This window comes from Pseudomonas vranovensis DSM 16006 (assembly GCF_000425805.1).
Classification (GTDB): domain Bacteria; phylum Pseudomonadota; class Gammaproteobacteria; order Pseudomonadales; family Pseudomonadaceae; genus Aquipseudomonas; species Aquipseudomonas vranovensis.
Genome location: NZ_AUED01000002.1, coordinates 333920 through 351343 on the forward strand (window position 1 = coordinate 333920; position 17424 = coordinate 351343).

Below are 17424 nucleotides of genomic sequence, written 5' to 3' on the forward strand. Positions count from 1 at the left end.
CTCGCCGGTGCTTCCCTGACGGCCAGTTCCAGCGCGCATGAACCACCCCCATGAAATCCGCCCCGACCTCGACGAGGGCATCGACCGCAAAGTGCTCAGCCAACTGCGCACGCGCTTCCTCACGCTCAATCAAGGGCGCCTGGAGCGTGCCAGGGAGGGCTTGTCCAGCCGCCAGCAACTGGTCCTGACGCTGCTACCGCTGTTCCTTCACGTCAACCACCCGCTGCTGCCCGGCTATGTTTCCAGTGCTACGCCTGCGGGCGTCTCGGGTTTTGAGCCGGACGCACAGGTGCTTGCCGAAGCCCAGCGCCTGACTCGCTCGTTCTCTTACAAGGCGCGGCGCGGCAAGCCACCACAGCCGATCCTCGGCCTGTTCCTGATGGGCAGCCTGGGCACCCTCGCCCAGGCCGAGCAGAGCGATATGGACGTGTGGGTCTGCCATGACGCCGCACTCGACGAAAACGGCTTGGCCGAACTGCGCAAAAAATGCCAGCTGCTGGAGGCCTGGGCCGCCAACCAGGGCGCTGAAGCGCACCTGTTTCTGATCGAGCCACAGAGCTTCGTGCAAGGTGAGCGCGACAGCCAGCTCAGTTCCGACGACTGCGGCACTACCCAGCATTACCTGCTGCTCGATGAGTTCTACCGCACCGCCATCTGGCTGGCCGGGCGCACCCCGCTGTGGTGGCTGGTCCCTGTGTATGAAGAGACACGCTACCGGGATTACATCCAGACCCTGCTTTCAAAGCGCTTCGTGCGCGCCGAAGACAACCTGGACCTGGGCCACCTGGCACACATTCCGCCTGGCGAGTTCGTCGGCGCCGGGCTGTGGCAACTGTTCAAGGGCATCGAATCCCCCTACAAGTCTGTGCTCAAGCTGCTGCTGATCGAGGTCTATGCCAGCGAGTATCCCCAAGGGCAGTGCCTGAGCCTGCACTTCAAACAGGCGGTATTTGCCAACCGCCTGGACCTTGATGAACTCGACCCTTACATGATGGTGTATCGACGTATCGAGCAGTACCTGCTTGGGCGCGGTGAAAATGAGCGATTGGAGCTGGTACGACGCAGCCTGTACCTGAAGGTCAACAAAAAGCTCAGCAGCCTGGCGCCAGTTCGCACCAACAGCTGGCAGCGCACGCTGCTGCAGCGTCTGAGCCAGGAATGGGGATGGGATGAACGCCAGTTGGCCCTGCTCGACAGCCGCAGCCAGTGGAAAGTGCGCCAAGTCGCCGTTGAACGGCGGGCACTGGTCGCCGAGCTGAACTACAGCTACCGCTTTCTCTGCCAGTTCGCCCGCACCCGCAACGCCATCAACCGTATCGACCAGCGCGACCTCAGCGTGCTGGGCCGGCGTTTGTATGCAGCCTTCGAGCGCCGTGCCGGCAAAATCGAATTCATCAATCCCGGTGTAGCCCCGGACCTGGCCGAAGACACCCTGACCCTGGTGCAGGCGCCCAATCGCAAACAGCCCGGGCAGCAGCACTGGGGTTTGTACAATGGCAACCTGGGCATCCATGAGTGGGAGCACTTCACACCGATCAAACGCTGCCATCAATTACTCGAGCTACTGACCTGGGCCCACCGCAACGGCGTCATTGACAGCAGCACTCGCCTGGCCCTGCACCCAGGTGCCAGCGACCTGAGTGAATACGAGCTGTTCAACCTGCTCGGCAGCCTGCAACAGAGCCTGGCCCTGCCATTGCCCGCGGTCAGCGATCAGCGCCTGCTGCAACCGAGCGTAGCCGATGAGATGCTGCTGCTGGTCAACGTCGGGGTCGACCCACTGCAGCAGCACCGCGACCTGAATATCCTGATGACCACCGAACGCACCGATTCGCTCAGTTATGCCGGGGTGCGCGAAAACCTGGTGCTGACGCTCGATCAGGTCACGCTCAACAGCTGGAACGAAGTACAGGTCCAGCGCTACGACGGCGAACATGCGCTGATGCGCTGCCTGCGCGACTACCTCAACAGCCTGGACAACACAGCACATCGGCCTCTGTTGCGGGTGCGCTGCTTCTGTCATAACCGGGCCCAGGCCATCGCCCAGCGGGTCGAAGAGGTATTCACCACTGCCCAGGCGCTGCTCGGCCAGGGCCAGAACCACCGATACCTGTTGCAGGTCCAGCACCACACCCACGTGCTGGAACTGCAAGCCGGTGCAGTCGAGCTGGTAACCCTGGACGACCACAGGGCCCTGCTGGGCTACCTGTGCGAAGAGCGTGTCGACTACAGCCCGTTGCACCTGGATGCCAACGCCCTTCAGGAGCTGGAACTGGCGCAGGTTCTGCCCCTGGGTTTACCCCACTGCATTCAAGTGTTCTATCGGGTTCAGGATGCCTGGGCAGATCTCTATGTGCTGGATGAACACAACGCCCTGTGGCAACAGCGCCTGCCGTTTCATCACGAGAGCAGCTTGCTGCTGCCCTTGCAGCGCTTCTTGCAGTCGATCATCTTTCGCCGTGACGCTCGCCTGCCGCTGGCCAACCTGCACAGCCAGGGCTCGCTGGAGGTTCTCTACTATCAGCTGACGCCTGCAGGCCCGGGCAAAGCTCGAACTGCCACCTCCCGGCCAGTGCCGAGCTTGGGCGTCGAGACGCGGTTCTATGACGTGCAGGCCATCGTGCAACCCGGCATCGGCGACGCTGTCCAGGTTACGCTGTACTGCAACCAGCGGGAGTTTTCAGCGCTCGAGCATGGCGACCAGCTGTATGTCATGGTCGCCCGGGAGATCATCGAGCAGCGCCGGGAAACCGAGCGCTATCGTTGCTATATCACCGACCTTGACCTATCCGGCCTGCTCGCCGATGGGCAAGGATCGAGCTTGCTCTACCTGCGCTACAAGGGCGAACTGGAGCGTTCGCTCAACGAAGCCCTGGCGCAGGTCTGAAGCTCAGAGGTCGAAGTTGCCGGCAGCTTCTGGCTGGTATTCGACTTCCAGCAATTTGAGCTTGAGGGTCTTGCCGCCCGGCGCAGGCCAGTCGATCTGCTCGCCCACCGACAAGCCCAGCAGCGCGCTGCCGATCGGTGCAAGGATCGAGATCTTGCCTTCGTCGGCATTGGCGTCTTTCGGGTACACCAACGTCAGGTGATAGTCCTTGCCGCTGGCTTCTTCGCGGCAATGAACCCGGGAGTTCATGGTCACGACACCGGCCGGAACCTCCTCGTGACCGACCTGATCGGCGCGGTCCAGCTCGTCCTGCAAGGCGAGCACACCCGGCGACTCCTGCGTCTTTTCATCGAGGCTGTCGATCAGACGCTCGAGACGCTGTACGTCCAATCGGGTGACGATAATGGAAGGCTTGGTGCTCATGATCCAGTCAGACTCCTTTTTTTGAGCGATATAAAGCAAAACCCCGCCCAAGGGCGGGGTTTGCAGGAATTCGGCACTGCCGAAGCAAGATCGACACTACCACAGCCAATTAAATACACAATAGCTGAAGGGTCTACGCCAATTCGGCCAGTTCTCGACGGGCCTGGGCCTCCTGGCAGATCTGCCGGCGGCGCTGGTCATCGGCAGAGCGCCACTGGCGAATGTCTTCGACATGGCGATAACAGCCGATACAGACCTTGTGCTCATCCAGCCGGCAGGTGCTGATGCAAGGCGACGGCACGGCCGGGCTGGCATTGCTGTAGAGCGGCTTGGCCGGCTTCGGCGGGGTACTCATCTCAGATCTCTTCGAAATCGAGCTTCTCACCCACCCGCTCCCAGACGATGCGCTCGAGCATCTCGCCCAGCAGCTCTTCGGTCTTCTCGCAGGTCCACTTGCCGTTCTGTTCGTCGTAGTCGAAGTGGAAACCACCGGACTTGTCGGCCAGCCACAGCTGGCGCAGCGGCTCCTGGCGGCTGAAGATCAATTGGCTGCCGTTGTCGAACTTGATAGTCAGGACCCCAGCGGAGTTCTCCATATCCAGATCCAGGTCAGTGTCATCGAACAGATCTTCCAGTGCCTGTTGGGTCGCATCGACCAGGTCGTGAAAACGCGCTTCGGTCAAACTCATTGCAAGAACCTCAAAAATGTCTGCACACACGCAAGCCGGGCAAGATACGAGTGCCGCGCACCGAATGCAAAGGATAACGCCCCGCCCCTACCCCCGCAGCTCCCCCCGCCCGACGGCGGGGCGCCTGCATAGGCAAGGCGCCAGGTGCTCGGTATACTCGGGCGCAATACTGCTTATTTCAAAGGATTACGCCATGAAGCGCCTGATCTCCACCCTCGCGGCGCTCGTCGCGGTTGCCTGCCTCGTTTCCGCCTGTGGCCAGAAGGGCCCGCTGTACCTGCCAGACGACAGCAAAGACGGCAAGAAATCGCAATCGCACCAGCATCAGTAAGGGTAAACCATGGACGCTTTCAACTACCGCGACGGTGAACTGTTCGCGGAAGGTGTGGCCTTGTCGGCCATCGCCGATCGTTTCGGCACACCTACCTACGTCTACTCGCGCGCCCACATCGAGGCCCAGTACCGTAGCTACACCGACGCCCTGCAGGGCGTTTCGCACCTGGTCTGCTTCGCCGTCAAGGCCAACTCCAACCTTGGCGTGCTGAACCTGCTGGCCCGCCTGGGTGCAGGTTTCGACATCGTTTCCGGCGGCGAGCTGGAGCGTGTTCTGGCCGCCGGTGGACGTGCCGATCGCGTGGTTTTCTCCGGTGTCGGCAAGACCCGCGAAGACATGCGCCGCGCGCTGGAAGTCGGTGTGCACTGCTTCAACGTCGAATCCACCGACGAGTTGGAACGCCTCCAGGTGGTCGCTGCCGAAATGGGAGTGCGTGCGCCAATTTCGCTGCGGGTCAACCCGGACGTCGATGCCGGTACCCACCCGTACATCTCCACCGGCCTTAAAGAGAACAAGTTCGGCATTGCCATCGCCGATGCCGAAGAGGTCTACATTCGCGCGGCCCAACTGCCGAACCTGGAGGTAGTCGGTGTCGACTGCCACATCGGCTCGCAACTGACCACCCTGGACCCTTTCCTCGACGCCCTCGACCGCCTGCTGGCGCTGATCGACCGCCTCGGCGACTGCGGCATCCACTTGCGTCACCTGGACCTGGGCGGCGGTGTCGGCGTGCGCTACCGCGACGAAGAGCCGCCACTGGCCGGTGACTACATCAAGGCCATTCGCGAGCGCGTTGACGGCCGCGACCTGGCCCTGGTCTTCGAGCCGGGTCGCTACATCGTGGCCAACGCCGGCGTACTGCTGACCCGCGTCGAGTACCTCAAGCACACCGAACACAAAGACTTCGCCATCGTCGATGCGGCCATGAACGACCTGATCCGCCCGGCCCTGTACCAGGCCTGGATGGACGTCACCGCCGTACAGCCGCGCGCCGGCGAAGGTCGCTCCTACGATGTGGTCGGGCCGATCTGTGAAACCGGTGACTTCCTGGCCAAGGAACGCACGCTGAACCTGGCCGAAAGCGACCTGCTGGCTGTTCATTCCGCGGGCGCCTATGGTTTTGTCATGAGCTCGAACTACAACACCCGTGGCCGCTGCGCCGAAATCCTGGTCGATGGCGACCAGGCATTTGAAGTACGCCGCCGGGAAACCGTGGCCGAGTTGTTCGCCGGCGAAAGCCTGTTGCCGGAGTAATCCCATGCTGCTGCGTTTTACCAAGATGCATGGGCTGGGCAATGACTTCATGGTCCTGGACCTGGTCAGCCAGCATGCGCACATCCTGCCCAAGCACGCCAAACAATGGGGCGACCGGCATACCGGCATCGGCTTCGACCAGCTATTGATTGTCGAGGCGCCAAGCAATCCGGAAGTGGATTTCCGCTATCGGATCTTCAATGCCGACGGCTCCGAGGTCGAGCAGTGCGGCAACGGTGCGCGCTGCTTTGCCCGCTTCGTGCTGGACAAGCGCCTGACCGCGAAAAAGCGCATTCGCGTCGAAACCAAGGGCGGCATCATCGAACTGGACGTGCGCAACGACGGGCAAATCTCCGTCGACATGGGCCCGCCGCGGCTGATACCGGCCGAGATCCCGTTCGATGCACCGGCCCAGGCCCTGAGCTATCCGCTGGACGTGGGGGGGCAGCAGGTCGAGCTTGCAGCAGTATCGATGGGCAACCCCCATGCCGTACTGCGCGTCAACGACATCAACAACGCTCCGGTTCACGAACTGGGGCCAAAGATCGAACACCACCCGCGCTTCCCGCAGCGGGTCAATGTCGGCTTCATCCAGGTCATCGACCGCCACCGCGCCCAATTGCGCGTTTGGGAACGCGGCGCAGGGGAAACCCAGGCCTGCGGCACTGGCGCCTGTGCTGCCGCCGTCGCGGCGATCAGCCAGGGCTGGATGGATTCGCCTCTGTTGATCGACCTGCCCGGTGGACGCCTGTCCATCGAGTGGGCCGGCCCCGGCAAGCCGGTGCTGATGACCGGCCCCGCCGTACGCGTATTTGAAGGACAGGTTCGTCTATGAGTGAGTATCGACCATGACCGATCAGCCCCAGGCTCCCGCCGAACAGCCCACCGACCTTAGCGCCGAGGGCTCGACGCCCACCCTCGGGGCTGAAGCCGTGGTTGCCTACCTGCGCGACAACCCGACGTTCTTCGCCGAGCATGATGAACTGCTCAGCGAACTGCACATCCCCCACCAGCGCGGCGACACCGTCTCGCTGGTGGAGCGCCAGCTCAAGCTGCTGCGCGACCGCAACATCGAGATGCGACACCGCCTTTCGCAACTCATGGATGTGGCCCGCGACAACGACCGTCTGTTCGACAAGACCCGCCGCCTGATCCTCGACCTGCTTGATGCCGACAGCCTGGAAAGCGTGGTCATGGCTGTCGAAGACAGCCTGCGCCAGGAATTCAAGGTGCCCTTCGTCAGCCTCATCCTGTTCGGCGAAAGTGCCGCCCCGGTCGGCCGCTGGGTCAACAGTGCCGACGCCCAGCAAGCCATTGGCGGGCTGCTGTGCAGCGGCAAGACCGTCAGCGGCAACCTGCGCGAGCATGAGCTGGACTTCCTGTTTGGCGCAGAACAGCGCAAGGAAGTCGGCTCCACTGCCGTCGCCACCCTCAACCACCAGGGCCTGCACGGCGTGCTGGCGATTGGCAGCCGTGACCCGCAGCACTACAAGAGCACGGTCGGCACCCTGTTCCTCGGCTACATTGCTGAAGTGCTGGGCCGCGTAGTACCGCGCTTCACCCAGACCCTGCGCCCGGTGCGCTGATGGAGCGCCAGCTGCAGGCGTTCAGTGCGCACCTGCGCAATGAACGCCAGGTGTCCGAACACACCCAGCTGGCCTACCGCCGCGACCTGGAAAACGTCCTGGCGTTCTGTACCAAAAGCGGCATCGATAGCTGGAACGCGCTGCAGATCCAGCAGCTTCGCCAGTTCATCGCCCGCCAGCATCACCAGGGGCAATCCTCGCGGAGCCTGGCACGACTGCTTTCAGCAGTACGCGGCTTCTACCGCTACCTGAACCGCGAGGGCCTGTGCAGCCACGACCCGGCCAACGGCCTGTCGGCACCCAAGGGGGAGCGGCGCCTGCCCAAGACCCTCGACACCGACCGCGCCCTGCAGCTGCTCGAAGGCGGGGTAGAGGACGATTTTCTCGCCCGTCGCGACCAGGCCATGCTCGAACTGTTCTACTCATCGGGCCTGCGCCTGTCGGAGCTGACCAGCCTGAACATCGACCAGTTGGACCTGCCGGCAGGCCTGGTCCAGGTACACGGCAAAGGCAGCAAGACCCGGGTACTGCCGGTCGGTCGCAAGGCCCGCGAAGCCCTGGAGCAATGGCTGCCCCTGCGCGCCGGCAGCGGCCCGCAGGACGGTGCCGTGTTCGTCAGCCAGCAAGGGCGACGCCTCGGCCCACGCGCCATCCAGATGCGTGTACAGGCCGCCGGTGTCAGGGAGCTGGGCCAGAACCTGCACCCGCACATGCTGCGTCACTCCTTTGCCAGCCACCTGCTTGAGTCTTCCCAGGATTTGCGTGCAGTGCAGGAGATGCTCGGCCATGCCGACATCGCCACCACACAGATCTACACTCACCTTGATTTCCAGCACCTGGCCGCTGTCTATGACAGCGCCCACCCTCGGGCCAAACGCAGTAAGGGCAGCGATTCATGAGTATCAAGCTGATCACATTCGACCTGGACGATACCTTGTGGGACACCGCGCCGGTGATCGTCAGCGCCGAAGCCGTCCTGCGCGACTGGCTGGCCGCCAACGCCCCGGACCTTGGCGCCGTCCCCGTGGAGCACCTGTACGCCATCCGTGAGCGCCTGGTACTGGCCGAGCCCGGCCTCAAGCACCGCATCAGCGCCTTGCGCCGGCGCGTGCTGTTCCACGCCCTTGAAGATGTCGGCTACAGCGAGAACAAGGCGCGGGAACTTGCCAACGAAGGGTTCGAGGTGTTCCTGCATGCCCGTCACCAGATCGACATCTTCCCCGAGGTACAGCCGGTGCTGGAGATTCTGCGCCACCACTACACCCTCGGCGTGGTCACCAACGGCAATGCCGATGTACGCCGCCTGGGCCTGGCCGACTACTTCAAGTTCGCCCTCTGCGCCGAGGACCTGGGAGTAGGCAAGCCCGACCCGCAACCCTTCCTCGAAGCCTTGCGCCACGGCCAGGTCGAAGCGCACGCCGCCGTGCATATCGGCGACCATCCCGGCGATGATATTGCCGGGGCACAGCGGGCCGGCCTGCGGGCGATCTGGTTCAACCCACAAGGCAAGGCCTGGGAAGCCGACAGCCGCCCTGACGCCGAAATCCAGCGCCTGTCGCAATTGCCCGAGCTGCTCAACAGCTGGCGCTGAACGTACTCCGACCGCGCACAAAAAAGCCCGCAGCGACGGCGGGCTTTCGTGTTGACGCAACCGCTCAGATAGGGCGGCTGCCATACTTGTTATCTGGCTTCTTGGGCGGATCGGCGACCACGTTGGCATCCACTTCCTGCACCTTGCCACCACGGGAGAGGAACTCTTCCATGGCCTTGGCCAGCGCATCACGTTCTTTCTGCTTGGCTTCCATGCTCGGCATCTCGTCTACCGAGACGGCGGCCTTGGACTTGCCCTTGGCAACGGGAGCCGGGCTATCGTCACCGCTGTCGTCAGCTACGTCATCAGCTGCCGCTTCGAGGCCTTCATCGCCTTCGTCTTCATCGCCTACTTCGAGGTCGTCAGTTTCCAGATCGTCGTCGCTCATGTTCTACCTCATGACTTGCGAAAAGCAGATTAGTTATAGACCAGCAGCGCCGGGAATCGACAGCTACCGGAAAAAATTCAAGGGCCGCGGGTTTGCCGCCACCTCAGGCATGCGCCATGGCATATGGCGAACGCCGTGCAAGCCCCGCTCTTGGCAGGACCTGACAAAATAAAAGAGCTGCCGACAGTACGTCGTCGACCTACCCTGGCGTGATCAGCCTGCTCAATGGCAAGCCTAGCAAAGGGTAGCGAAGTTTGCGGACAGCTTGTCTGCACCCTTCGGCGCGCATTCTAGCGTGCCCAGAGAAAAAGCAAAGTGCCTAAATATCTCTCCGGCCTGTAAGTTTTCGACCTTCGCCAAGACAGCCCGAAAAGCAGCGGCAAAAGCGTCGAAAGAAACCGTTTGCGCTGTAGGAAATCGACAAACTGCAGACAAAAAAATGCCCGGCGAGCCGGGCAAGTTTTTTCGAGGGCGTTACAAGTTGTAGCCGCGCTCATTGTGTTGCGCCAGGTCGAGACCGACCGACTCTTCTTCTTCATTGACCCGCAGGCCCATGACCAGATCCAGCACCTTGAGAATCACGTAGGTGACAATCGCGGTGTAGATCACGGTGAACCCGACACCCTTGGCTTGAATCCACACTTGCGCACCGATGTCCTCGACGGTGCCGAAACCACCCAGTGCCGGGGCTGCAAACACACCGGTGAGGATCGCCCCGACGATACCGCCGATACCGTGAACGCCGAAGGCATCCAGCGAGTCGTCGTAGCCGAGCTTGCGCTTGAGGCTCGTAGCGCAGAAGTAGCAGACCACACCCGACACCAGACCGATCACCAGGGCGCCCATCGGGCCGACCGTACCGGCCGCCGGAGTGATGGCGACCAGGCCGGCCACCACGCCGGAAGCGATGCCCAGGGCGCTTGGCTTACCGTGGCTGATCCATTCGGCGAACATCCAGCCCAGTGCCGCAGCGGCGGTAGCGATCTGGGTGACCAGCATGGCCATGCCGGCTGTGCCGTTGGCGGCGGCCGCAGAGCCGGCGTTGAAGCCGAACCAGCCGATCCACAGCATTGCCGCGCCCATCAGGGTGTAGCCCAGGTTGTGCGGGGCCATCGGCGTGGTCGGGAAGCCCTTGCGCTTGCCCAGGACCAGGCACGCTACCAGGCCTGCGATACCGGCGTTGATATGCACCACGGTGCCACCGGCGAAGTCCAGCACGCCCCAGTCCCACATCAGGGCGCCATTGCCGCTCCATACCATGTGGGCAATCGGTGCGTAGACCAGAGTGAACCAGATGGCCATGAAGATCAGCATTGCCGAGAACTTCATGCGCTCGGCAAAGGCACCGACGATCAACGCTGGCGTGATGATCGCAAAGGTCATCTGGAAGGTAATGAACACGGCTTCAGGGAACAGCGCCGCTGGAGACGTCAGGCTCGACGGCGTCAGGCCAGCCAGGAAGGCCTTGGACAAGCCACCGACGAAGGAATTGAAATTGACTACGCCTTGCTCCATACCCGTGGTATCGAACGCCAGGCTATAGCCATAGACCACCCACAGGACACTGATCAGACCCGTGATCGCAAAGCACTGCATCATCACCGAAAGCACGTTCTTGGAACGCACCATACCGCCGTAGAACAAGGCCAGACCAGGGATGGTCATGAACAGTACCAGGGCTGTGGCGGTCAACATCCAGGCGGTGTCGCCGGAGTTGAGGACGGGGGCTGCCTCCTCTGCCAGGGCCAGGCCGGGCATTACGAGGGACAAAAGGGCTCCTAGCCCTGCGAATTGACGCAGAGTCATGTTGTTATCTCCTGGGGCGTTGGGGTTTGGTGAGGCTTTTTTAGATCGCGTCGGTATCGGTTTCGCCGGTACGGATGCGAATCGCCTGCTCCAGATTGACCACGAAAATCTTGCCGTCACCGATCTTGCCGGTGTTGGCTGCCTTGGTGATTGCCTCGATGACCCGATCCAGATCCTTGTCGTCGATGGCGACGTCGATCTTCACTTTTGGCAGGAAATCGACCACATATTCAGCGCCGCGATACAGCTCGGTATGACCTTTCTGCCGACCGAAGCCTTTGACCTCAGTGACAGTAATGCCCTGCACGCCGATTTCGGACAGCGACTCGCGCACGTCGTCCAGCTTGAACGGCTTGATGATGGCAGTGACTAGCTTCATGAAACTCTCTCCCGAATTGGTGGACTTGCCCCAGGAAAACAAACCCGACTCAAGTCTAAGCGCAGCGCCTGGCTTTGTAACGCACCGTCGACCTCATATCCCCGGTCAACACCAGAAACCGCACATGACGAAACAGCGTGATACTCCGCCTGCACCCTGGCTCGTCACGGTGACTGCATCAGTGCATGGGTCATGAAGGTCTTAGCAGAAACCTTGCCAGATCCGTTAATTCACCCAATTACAGTGACTTACGTTTGGCAGCCTGACTTGGCCAGTCGCCAGCACCGATTCGGCGCACAACAACGGTGCGCGATGTTTCCCCGCAATGCGCGAAAAGCGTGCAGCCAAAAGCCCGCAAAACTGCGTGCTACACTGGCGCCCCCTTGGATACCTGCGGATAGCCGAACATGCTCGCGCCCAAAGCCTTTCTCGACGCCCTGAGCGACCAAGCCTCGCGCCTGTTCAGCGGCGACACCTCACAGCCCCGCGCCGAACTCGAAAGCCAGTTCAAGGCCCTGCTGCAAAGCGGTTTCAGCAAACTGGAACTGGTCAGCCGGGAAGAATTCGACAGCCAGATGGTCGTACTGGCCCGCACCCGCGCCCGCCTTGAAGCGCTGGAAGCCAAAGTGGCTGAAATGGAAGCGCGCCTGAGCCCGCCAGCGGCTGAGTAACCCGATCGCGGGGCAAGCCCACGCCTACCGAAAAAAGCTGACTCACTCTTCCCCGCTGCCTCTCGCCCCACCCCACTATCCTTGCAACGCCGCAGGACGCGGCCCCTGCAACGATCATGGAGTGCTCATGTCCCTCGCCCTTGTCCACAGCCGCGCCCAGGTGGGCGTATCGGCCCCGGAGGTCAGTGTCGAAGCCCACCTGGCCAACGGCCTGCCCGCCCTGACCCTGGTGGGCCTACCCGAAGCCACCGTCAAGGAAAGCAAAGACCGCGTTCGCAGCGCGATCCTCAATTCAGGCCTTGAGTTTCCTGCCCGGCGCATCACCCTCAACCTCGCCCCGGCAGACCTGCCGAAAGACGGCGGCCGATTCGACCTGGCTATCGCGCTGGGAATTCTGGCTGCCAACGGGCAGTTTCCGGTCACGGCACTGGACGAGGTCGAATGCCTGGGTGAGCTGGCGCTGTCCGGCGCCGTGCGGCCGGTACAAGGCGTACTGCCGGCAGCGCTGGCCGCACGGGCAGCCGGGCGCGCACTGGTGATCCCGCGGGAAAACGCCGAAGAGGCCTGCCTGGCCAGTGGGCTGGTGGTTTACGCCGTCGAGCATCTGCTGGAGCTGATTGGGCATTTCAACGGCCAGGCGCTGCTGCCACCCTATGCCGCCAATGGCTTGCTGCTGCAGGTACAACCCTACCCCGACCTGAATGAAGTACAGGGCCAGCAAGCCGCCAAACGCGCGCTGCTGGTAGCCGCTGCCGGGGCACACAACCTGCTGTTCAGTGGCCCGCCTGGTACCGGCAAGACGCTGCTCGCCAGCCGCCTTCCCGGCTTGTTGCCACCGCTGGATGAGCGCGAGGCGCTGGAGGTGGCGGCGATCCAGTCAGTGGCCAGCCACGTTCCGCTGAGCAGTTGGCCGCAACGCCCCTTTCGTCACCCTCACCACTCGGCTTCAAGTGCCGCGCTGGTAGGTGGCGGGAGCCGCCCGCAACCGGGCGAAATAACACTGGCCCACCACGGCGTATTATTCCTGGATGAACTGCCAGAGTTTGAACGCCGCGTACTGGAGGTACTGCGCGAGCCCTTGGAATCCGGCGAAATCGTCATCGCCCGGGCCAAGGACAAAATCCGCTTTCCGGCCCGCTTCCAGCTCGTCGCCGCCATGAACCCCTGCCCCTGTGGATACCTGGGCGATCCGACCGGCCGCTGCCGCTGCAGCACCGACCAGATCCAACGTTACCGCAACAAGCTCTCGGGGCCCCTCCTCGACCGCATCGACCTGCACCTGACTGTCGCCCGCGAGGCTACAGCTTTGTCAGCCAGCTGCAACAACGGTGAAAGTAGCGCCAGCATTGCCGCGCTGGTGGCCCAGGCCAGGGATGTCCAGCAGCAGCGCCAGGGGTGTGCCAATGCCTTCCTCGATCTGCCGGGTTTGCGCCAACACTGCGGGCTATCCACAGCCGACCAGCAGTGGCTGGAAAGCGCCTGCGAACGCCTGACACTCTCACTGCGCGCCGCCCACCGGCTGCTCAAGGTCGCCCGCACGCTGGCAGACCTGGGCCAGGCCTCACACATTAACCGCGAGCACCTGGCCGAAGCGCTGCACTATCGATCCGGCAATTAATAACTGCGCGCCATTGAAGTGCCACTATTCATGTGGTGAAATAACGAAAGTTACAAGTCGACAAAACCCGCGCAACTAACTCCCCTCGCATAAGTATTCAACTCCATGATTAGCTTCAAACAGCTTACGCTTGCCACAAGTATGGGTGCCCTGTCCTTGGCCCTGGTCGCATGCTCGGACAGCGAGGCGCCTGCCTCGGCAACTACCCCTGCCAATGCCCCCGCAGCGGCCAAAGAAGCCAAGCCTGCTGTGAACCCCGATGCCGCCCTGGTCACCAGCTTGCCAGCCCACGCGCTGCAAGATGATCGCTCCGACTACTGGGAGATCACCTCGGGCACCCAGGCCACCTATATCTACAACGGCAAAATGCCCGAGCCAGACGGCACCGTGGCCGTCATCAAGACCTTGAACACGGGCCGCTACTTCCGCGGCACCGATGAGCTTTCCGAGCGGCTCGACACGTACTCGAAGACCCGCGACGAGTTCGTCAAAAAAGACCTCGAAAAAACCATTACGCCGCTGCTCCAGGAGCAAATCACTAAATACGGCACTCACGATTTTTATAAAAAGACGTTGACCGCCCACGCCATCGACATGAAGCCCTACGACTTCGAGAAAGAAGAATTCCCGCTGACCAGCACGCTGTTCAGCTCGATGGACGAGAAGCTGCTCTCGGCAAGAACCCCTAATAAATACAAAGTCTCCAATAGTGGCCATCACTATTTGGAGTTCTATGATGCCCGTGATTATCGCTTCGGTTTCTCCAATGGCGAACAGTTGAAGTCCATCAAGGTCAAAGGCGATGAAGCGCGCGCTATCGAAGCGGTGCGTACCGCCGGTGGCGGTGATCATCTTGAGATGCACGTGTACGGCTACGTCGACAAAACCATCAAGGGTGATGTCCGGGCCACAGACCCGATCCGTGCTGTCCTCCTGTCGGTGCAGTACATCGAGCTGGTCGACAAGACCAAGCCAAACGTCGTGCTGTACCGTCATACGCTGTAAGCGGGCGACCGCCTGACAGCGGCCTCCCCCATGGCTTGCAGCGAACCTGCAAGCCATTTATCGATGGCCGGGTGAATTATTTCAATATTGAAATATATAGAACCCAATAGTCTATAAATAAAACCCCTTCATCACGAGCCCCTGCTATCGACTTGCCTGAATAACAGCGCGCCTTATAATGGCGACAAATTTCACAATGCGCGTGTTGCTTCATGATTTACCACTTTCGCCTTAAAAGCAGTGCGCGTGTTGAATTCAATACCGAACACTGCAAACTCCTTATCCACAAAATACCCGGCGCGCCCGAGACACTGTCACTGCCACGCGCAGACTCCCGAATACTTGAAATACTGCTCAGTTCCCCTGGGACGGTCTGCTCACGCGAGGCCATTGTCGAGTTCGCCTGGGAGGATCGCGTCGTCTCGACGGGTAGCCTGAACCAATCCATTTTTGCACTCCGAAACATGCTGGATGACGGCAAGGATCACGACATCGTCATCACTGTGCCGCGCCGGGGTTACCGCTTCAATACCCAGTACCTGGTCCACGCGCCCGAGACACCCACTCCGCAAGCGCCCGCAGCACCGCCAGGCAGAAGCCAGGGTGTCGGCATGGCAATTCGGGCGGGTTACCTGGCGGTGTCTGTGTTCGCGCTGTTTGCCATGTGGCAGGTGTATGCCTGGTATCAGCCCACTGGCGAGTTGTACATCGTCGATGCCCTGCAAGGCCCCCTGGCCGTTTCAGCGGTCGGCAAAAACCCAGCCGACGTGAATAACCTCCAGGCCGAGTTAGTTGAATTCAACCTGGCAGAACAGAATCTGCGGGGGCGCGTCTACGTCAGCCGGGCGGGTACGCGCATGAACCTGTCGTGCCTGCGGGATAACGGCGACGCCTATAACCTCGAATTTCAGTTCCAGCACGAGCACTTCATCAGCATGTTGAAAAAATGCGTGGCCGGATCATGACGCGTTACCCACACGCCTGGCGTCATGTCCTGATCATCACTTGTGTATTTCTGATATGCCTGGCAACGGTGCTGGCTACACGCCCCCGCCCCTATATCAACAGCCAACCTTATCGCTCTGAAGGCCATCACTTCATGGGCAGCGATATCATGGACTTCAAAGATGGCCTGACCATCAGTGAACCCAGCGCGGTGCTCAGTATCCTCGAGCGACTGGGGGATAAAGAGCGGCATGTCGCGGTGGGGGCCTCCATTGTCGATACCTCGCGCTGGCGGATAAAAATCAAGGTTGAAGATATTCAGGCCAGCCGCCAGGAAGAACTCTTTGATGTCAGCACTAATTCGGAGTTGCTGTTTGCGCGCCAGTACTTCAGGTTGGGCTCCATTCTGACGCTGGCGGTTATCCCCGATGACCGGGATGCCCTGTGCTATTACATCCTCGAGCTGGACCGCTTGAGGTGCATGAACGACTGACGCAAGCCCTCGCCTGAGGGCCATAAATAACAATTTTTGATTCCTGTTTTTCTCGCTCGCCGCCCAGAGTGGGGATACGTCGGTCACCCCCCAGGTGACGCCAACAGGAACGTTCATGCCATTCAAAAATCTCGCCCTGCTCCTCTTCTCATTGAGCCTTTTCGGCTGCTCGATGGCACCCAGTATCGACACGGCCATGCCTGCAGCTCAGACGCCGGCTGCGCCGTTGCAGACCATTGAACACGATGATGGCACTGTCGCCTGGCAACGCGCGTCTGCGCCATTTTCAAAAAGTCACGACAAGACAATATTCATCAACTTGCCAAAAACCTTTTCATTCGACAGCCATGACCCTCGATTCGCCAACTTCGAAGGCGACGCCAACACGTTGCGCCAGCACTTTCGCGAGCAACTGGAAAAGCAACTGACCACGGCGGGTTATCGATTGGTCGACAAACCCACTGCACGGGCCTTGTCGCTGCAGATATCGATTGCCGACATCGAACGCGCCCCGCGTGATCCCAATGTCACTGAATACATTCCCATCGGCATGTTGGTGGGCTTGTCCCTGCATGCCACCGGTGTTCGCGACGACACCTTGTATCTGTTCTTCCAGAGCGAAGTCAGCGACAGCCTGAGCGGTGAAACCCTGGCTCGCGCCGTGGACCGCGCCAGCGGCAGAAACATCGAGCAGGACCAGGGCCCGGCCGTCGAAGACGTCTACCCCGCCATGGATACCGCCGCACGCCTGATTCGTGAGCGCCTGGACAGAGCGTTCCAACCTGCTGGGTCGGCCTGATCCAGCCACGCCCCACCCACCAACCACATTGGATGAAAGATGAAATTCGCAAAACAGCTTGTAGCCGCTCTCTTTGTATTCAGCTCTTTGAGCGTGATGGCGGATGACCGAGGCCTTTACCTGGGGGGTGGTATAACCCGAGTGGAAACTGACGAACACCAGCTCAGCGACGACGACAACGCCTACAAGGCCTTTGTCGGCTATCGACTCAACCCGTACCTTGCGGTGGAAGGCGCCTGGGTGGATCTGGGCAACTTTGATGGCAAGTACGGTGATTTTGAAGGTCACTCGCTGCAGGCCACTGCCCACTTCGGTGTACCGGTAGGCCAACGGATGCGCCTGTTTGCCAGCGCCGGGGTACACGCCTGGGATGCCGACAACGACATCGCTGGCGACAGCAACGACCTGGACTTGACCTACGGCCTGGGCGTCGAGGTCGACGTGTTCCGCAATCTAGGCGTGCGCCTTGAACAAGAAGTGCTCAAGGTCGGCGATCTCGATCTGGATCAGACCAGCGCCAGCGTCTATTACATGTTCTGATCCCGCACGATTGCCA

At 61.2% G+C, this 17424-nt stretch carries 20 protein-coding genes; 14 read left to right on the forward strand and 6 right to left on the reverse strand.

Going from position 1 to position 17424, the window contains the following annotated elements; genetic code table 11:
• Positions 1-37: 37 nt before the first annotated feature.
• Complete coding sequence (locus H621_RS0105510; protein ID WP_028942407.1) at positions 38-2887, forward strand: class I adenylate cyclase; 2850 nt, start codon at positions 38-40, stop codon at positions 2885-2887.
• Positions 2888-2890: 3 nt separating this feature from the next.
• On the opposite strand, the gene rnk is transcribed toward H621_RS0105510, so the two are convergent.
• The 3 genes from rnk to cyaY form a co-directional block, all read right to left on the reverse strand.
• Positions 2891-3310 carry a nucleoside diphosphate kinase regulator gene (gene rnk, locus H621_RS0105515; RefSeq protein ID WP_028942408.1) on the reverse strand — a complete coding sequence of 140 codons (420 nt, stop codon included), beginning with the start codon at positions 3308-3310 and terminating at the stop codon, positions 2891-2893.
• Positions 3311-3443: 133 nt separating this feature from the next.
• Positions 3444-3665 carry a DUF1289 domain-containing protein gene (locus H621_RS0105520; RefSeq protein WP_028942409.1) on the reverse strand — a complete coding sequence of 74 codons (222 nt, stop codon included), beginning with the start codon at positions 3663-3665 and terminating at the stop codon, positions 3444-3446.
• A gap of 1 nt (position 3666) precedes the next feature.
• On the reverse strand, positions 3667-3999 hold the full coding sequence (cyaY, locus tag H621_RS0105525) for an iron donor protein CyaY (protein WP_028942410.1): 333 nt from the start codon (positions 3997-3999) through the stop codon (positions 3667-3669).
• A gap of 193 nt (positions 4000-4192) precedes the next feature.
• On the opposite strand from cyaY, the gene lptM reads away from it, so the two are divergent.
• The 6 genes from lptM to H621_RS0105555 are packed head-to-tail and all read left to right on the forward strand — an operon-like array spanning position 4193 to position 8764.
• Positions 4193-4330, forward strand: coding sequence for an LPS translocon maturation chaperone LptM (lptM, locus tag H621_RS27965; RefSeq protein WP_036989509.1), 138 nt, complete (start codon positions 4193-4195; stop codon positions 4328-4330).
• A 9-nt stretch (positions 4331-4339) separates the two neighbouring features.
• Complete coding sequence (gene lysA / locus H621_RS0105535; protein ID WP_028942411.1) at positions 4340-5587, forward strand: diaminopimelate decarboxylase; 1248 nt, start codon at positions 4340-4342, stop codon at positions 5585-5587.
• Positions 5588-5591: 4 nt separating this feature from the next.
• Positions 5592-6422, forward strand: coding sequence for a diaminopimelate epimerase (dapF, locus tag H621_RS0105540; protein WP_028942412.1), 831 nt, complete (start codon positions 5592-5594; stop codon positions 6420-6422).
• A 13-nt stretch (positions 6423-6435) separates the two neighbouring features.
• A complete protein-coding gene (locus tag H621_RS0105545) occupies positions 6436-7173 on the forward strand; it encodes a DUF484 family protein (protein WP_028942413.1) in 738 nt (245 codons plus the stop codon).
• A complete protein-coding gene (gene xerC, locus H621_RS0105550) occupies positions 7173-8072 on the forward strand; it encodes a tyrosine recombinase XerC (RefSeq protein ID WP_028942414.1) in 900 nt (299 codons plus the stop codon). Before H621_RS0105545 ends, xerC begins: the two co-directional genes overlap by 1 nt.
• Positions 8069-8764, forward strand: coding sequence for an HAD family hydrolase (locus tag H621_RS0105555; protein ID WP_028942415.1), 696 nt, complete (start codon positions 8069-8071; stop codon positions 8762-8764). Before xerC ends, H621_RS0105555 begins: the two co-directional genes overlap by 4 nt.
• A 64-nt stretch (positions 8765-8828) precedes the next feature.
• On the opposite strand, the gene sutA is transcribed toward H621_RS0105555, so the two are convergent.
• The 3 genes from sutA to glnK form a co-directional block, all read right to left on the reverse strand.
• Complete coding sequence (gene sutA / locus H621_RS0105560; protein WP_028942416.1) at positions 8829-9152, reverse strand: transcriptional regulator SutA; 324 nt, start codon at positions 9150-9152, stop codon at positions 8829-8831.
• 474 nt (positions 9153-9626) lie between these two features.
• Positions 9627-10958 carry an ammonium transporter gene (locus H621_RS0105565; RefSeq protein WP_028942417.1) on the reverse strand — a complete coding sequence of 444 codons (1332 nt, stop codon included), beginning with the start codon at positions 10956-10958 and terminating at the stop codon, positions 9627-9629.
• A 40-nt stretch (positions 10959-10998) separates the two neighbouring features.
• Positions 10999-11337: a P-II family nitrogen regulator gene (gene glnK / locus H621_RS0105570; RefSeq protein ID WP_002555808.1), complete on the reverse strand. Its 339-nt coding sequence runs from the start codon at positions 11335-11337 to the stop codon at positions 10999-11001.
• A 407-nt stretch (positions 11338-11744) separates the two neighbouring features.
• Here glnK and H621_RS0105575 point away from each other — a divergent pair, with 407 nt between their 5' ends.
• The 7 genes from H621_RS0105575 (at position 11745) to H621_RS0105605 (ending at position 17408) form a co-directional block, all read left to right on the forward strand.
• Complete coding sequence (locus tag H621_RS0105575; protein ID WP_028942418.1) at positions 11745-12008, forward strand: accessory factor UbiK family protein; 264 nt, start codon at positions 11745-11747, stop codon at positions 12006-12008.
• 127 nt (positions 12009-12135) lie between these two features.
• Complete coding sequence (locus H621_RS0105580) at positions 12136-13626, forward strand: YifB family Mg chelatase-like AAA ATPase (RefSeq protein ID WP_028942419.1); 1491 nt, start codon at positions 12136-12138, stop codon at positions 13624-13626.
• A gap of 105 nt (positions 13627-13731) precedes the next feature.
• Positions 13732-14631 carry a DUF4852 domain-containing protein gene (locus H621_RS0105585; protein WP_146117306.1) on the forward strand — a complete coding sequence of 300 codons (900 nt, stop codon included), beginning with the start codon at positions 13732-13734 and terminating at the stop codon, positions 14629-14631.
• 212 nt (positions 14632-14843) lie between these two features.
• Positions 14844-15596, forward strand: coding sequence for a winged helix-turn-helix domain-containing protein (locus H621_RS0105590; protein ID WP_028942421.1), 753 nt, complete (start codon positions 14844-14846; stop codon positions 15594-15596).
• Positions 15593-16069 (forward strand): hypothetical protein, encoded by a 477-nt coding sequence (locus H621_RS0105595; protein ID WP_245219030.1) that lies wholly within the window; start codon positions 15593-15595, stop codon positions 16067-16069. Before H621_RS0105590 ends, H621_RS0105595 begins: the two co-directional genes overlap by 4 nt.
• Before the next feature lie 115 nt (positions 16070-16184).
• Positions 16185-16868, forward strand: coding sequence for a DUF3313 domain-containing protein (locus H621_RS0105600; protein WP_028942423.1), 684 nt, complete (start codon positions 16185-16187; stop codon positions 16866-16868).
• A gap of 39 nt (positions 16869-16907) precedes the next feature.
• Entirely contained in the window at positions 16908-17408 is a 501-nt protein-coding gene (locus H621_RS0105605) for an outer membrane beta-barrel protein (protein ID WP_028942424.1), read from the forward strand.
• Positions 17409-17424 lie beyond the last annotated feature (16 nt).

Bases quoted from the DNA above. Each gene is read 5' to 3' on its own strand.
- lptM (WP_036989509.1), top strand. From the start codon at position 4,193: ATGAAGCGCCTGATCTCCACCCTCGCGGCGCTCGTCGCGGTTGCCTGC.
- xerC (WP_028942414.1), top strand. From the start codon at position 7,173: ATGGAGCGCCAGCTGCAGGCGTTCAGTGCGCACCTGCGCAATGAACGC.
- H621_RS0105585 (WP_146117306.1), top strand. From the start codon at position 13,732: ATGATTAGCTTCAAACAGCTTACGCTTGCCACAAGTATGGGTGCCCTG.
- H621_RS0105520 (WP_028942409.1), bottom strand. From the start codon at position 3,665: ATGAGTACCCCGCCGAAGCCGGCCAAGCCGCTCTACAGCAATGCCAGC.
- dapF (WP_028942412.1), top strand. From the start codon at position 5,592: ATGCTGCTGCGTTTTACCAAGATGCATGGGCTGGGCAATGACTTCATG.
- glnK (WP_002555808.1), bottom strand. From the start codon at position 11,337: ATGAAGCTAGTCACTGCCATCATCAAGCCGTTCAAGCTGGACGACGTG.
- H621_RS0105600 (WP_028942423.1), top strand. From the start codon at position 16,185: ATGCCATTCAAAAATCTCGCCCTGCTCCTCTTCTCATTGAGCCTTTTC.
- H621_RS0105590 (WP_028942421.1), top strand. From the start codon at position 14,844: ATGATTTACCACTTTCGCCTTAAAAGCAGTGCGCGTGTTGAATTCAAT.
- cyaY (WP_028942410.1), bottom strand. From the start codon at position 3,999: ATGAGTTTGACCGAAGCGCGTTTTCACGACCTGGTCGATGCGACCCAA.
- H621_RS0105545 (WP_028942413.1), top strand. From the start codon at position 6,436: ATGACCGATCAGCCCCAGGCTCCCGCCGAACAGCCCACCGACCTTAGC.
- H621_RS0105595 (WP_245219030.1), top strand. From the start codon at position 15,593: ATGACGCGTTACCCACACGCCTGGCGTCATGTCCTGATCATCACTTGT.
- H621_RS0105510 (WP_028942407.1), top strand. From the start codon at position 38: ATGAACCACCCCCATGAAATCCGCCCCGACCTCGACGAGGGCATCGAC.
- H621_RS0105555 (WP_028942415.1), top strand. From the start codon at position 8,069: ATGAGTATCAAGCTGATCACATTCGACCTGGACGATACCTTGTGGGAC.
- H621_RS0105605 (WP_028942424.1), top strand. From the start codon at position 16,908: ATGAAATTCGCAAAACAGCTTGTAGCCGCTCTCTTTGTATTCAGCTCT.
- rnk (WP_028942408.1), bottom strand. From the start codon at position 3,310: ATGAGCACCAAGCCTTCCATTATCGTCACCCGATTGGACGTACAGCGT.
- H621_RS0105565 (WP_028942417.1), bottom strand. From the start codon at position 10,958: ATGACTCTGCGTCAATTCGCAGGGCTAGGAGCCCTTTTGTCCCTCGTA.
- lysA (WP_028942411.1), top strand. From the start codon at position 4,340: ATGGACGCTTTCAACTACCGCGACGGTGAACTGTTCGCGGAAGGTGTG.
- H621_RS0105580 (WP_028942419.1), top strand. From the start codon at position 12,136: ATGTCCCTCGCCCTTGTCCACAGCCGCGCCCAGGTGGGCGTATCGGCC.
- H621_RS0105575 (WP_028942418.1), top strand. From the start codon at position 11,745: ATGCTCGCGCCCAAAGCCTTTCTCGACGCCCTGAGCGACCAAGCCTCG.
- sutA (WP_028942416.1), bottom strand. From the start codon at position 9,152: ATGAGCGACGACGATCTGGAAACTGACGACCTCGAAGTAGGCGATGAA.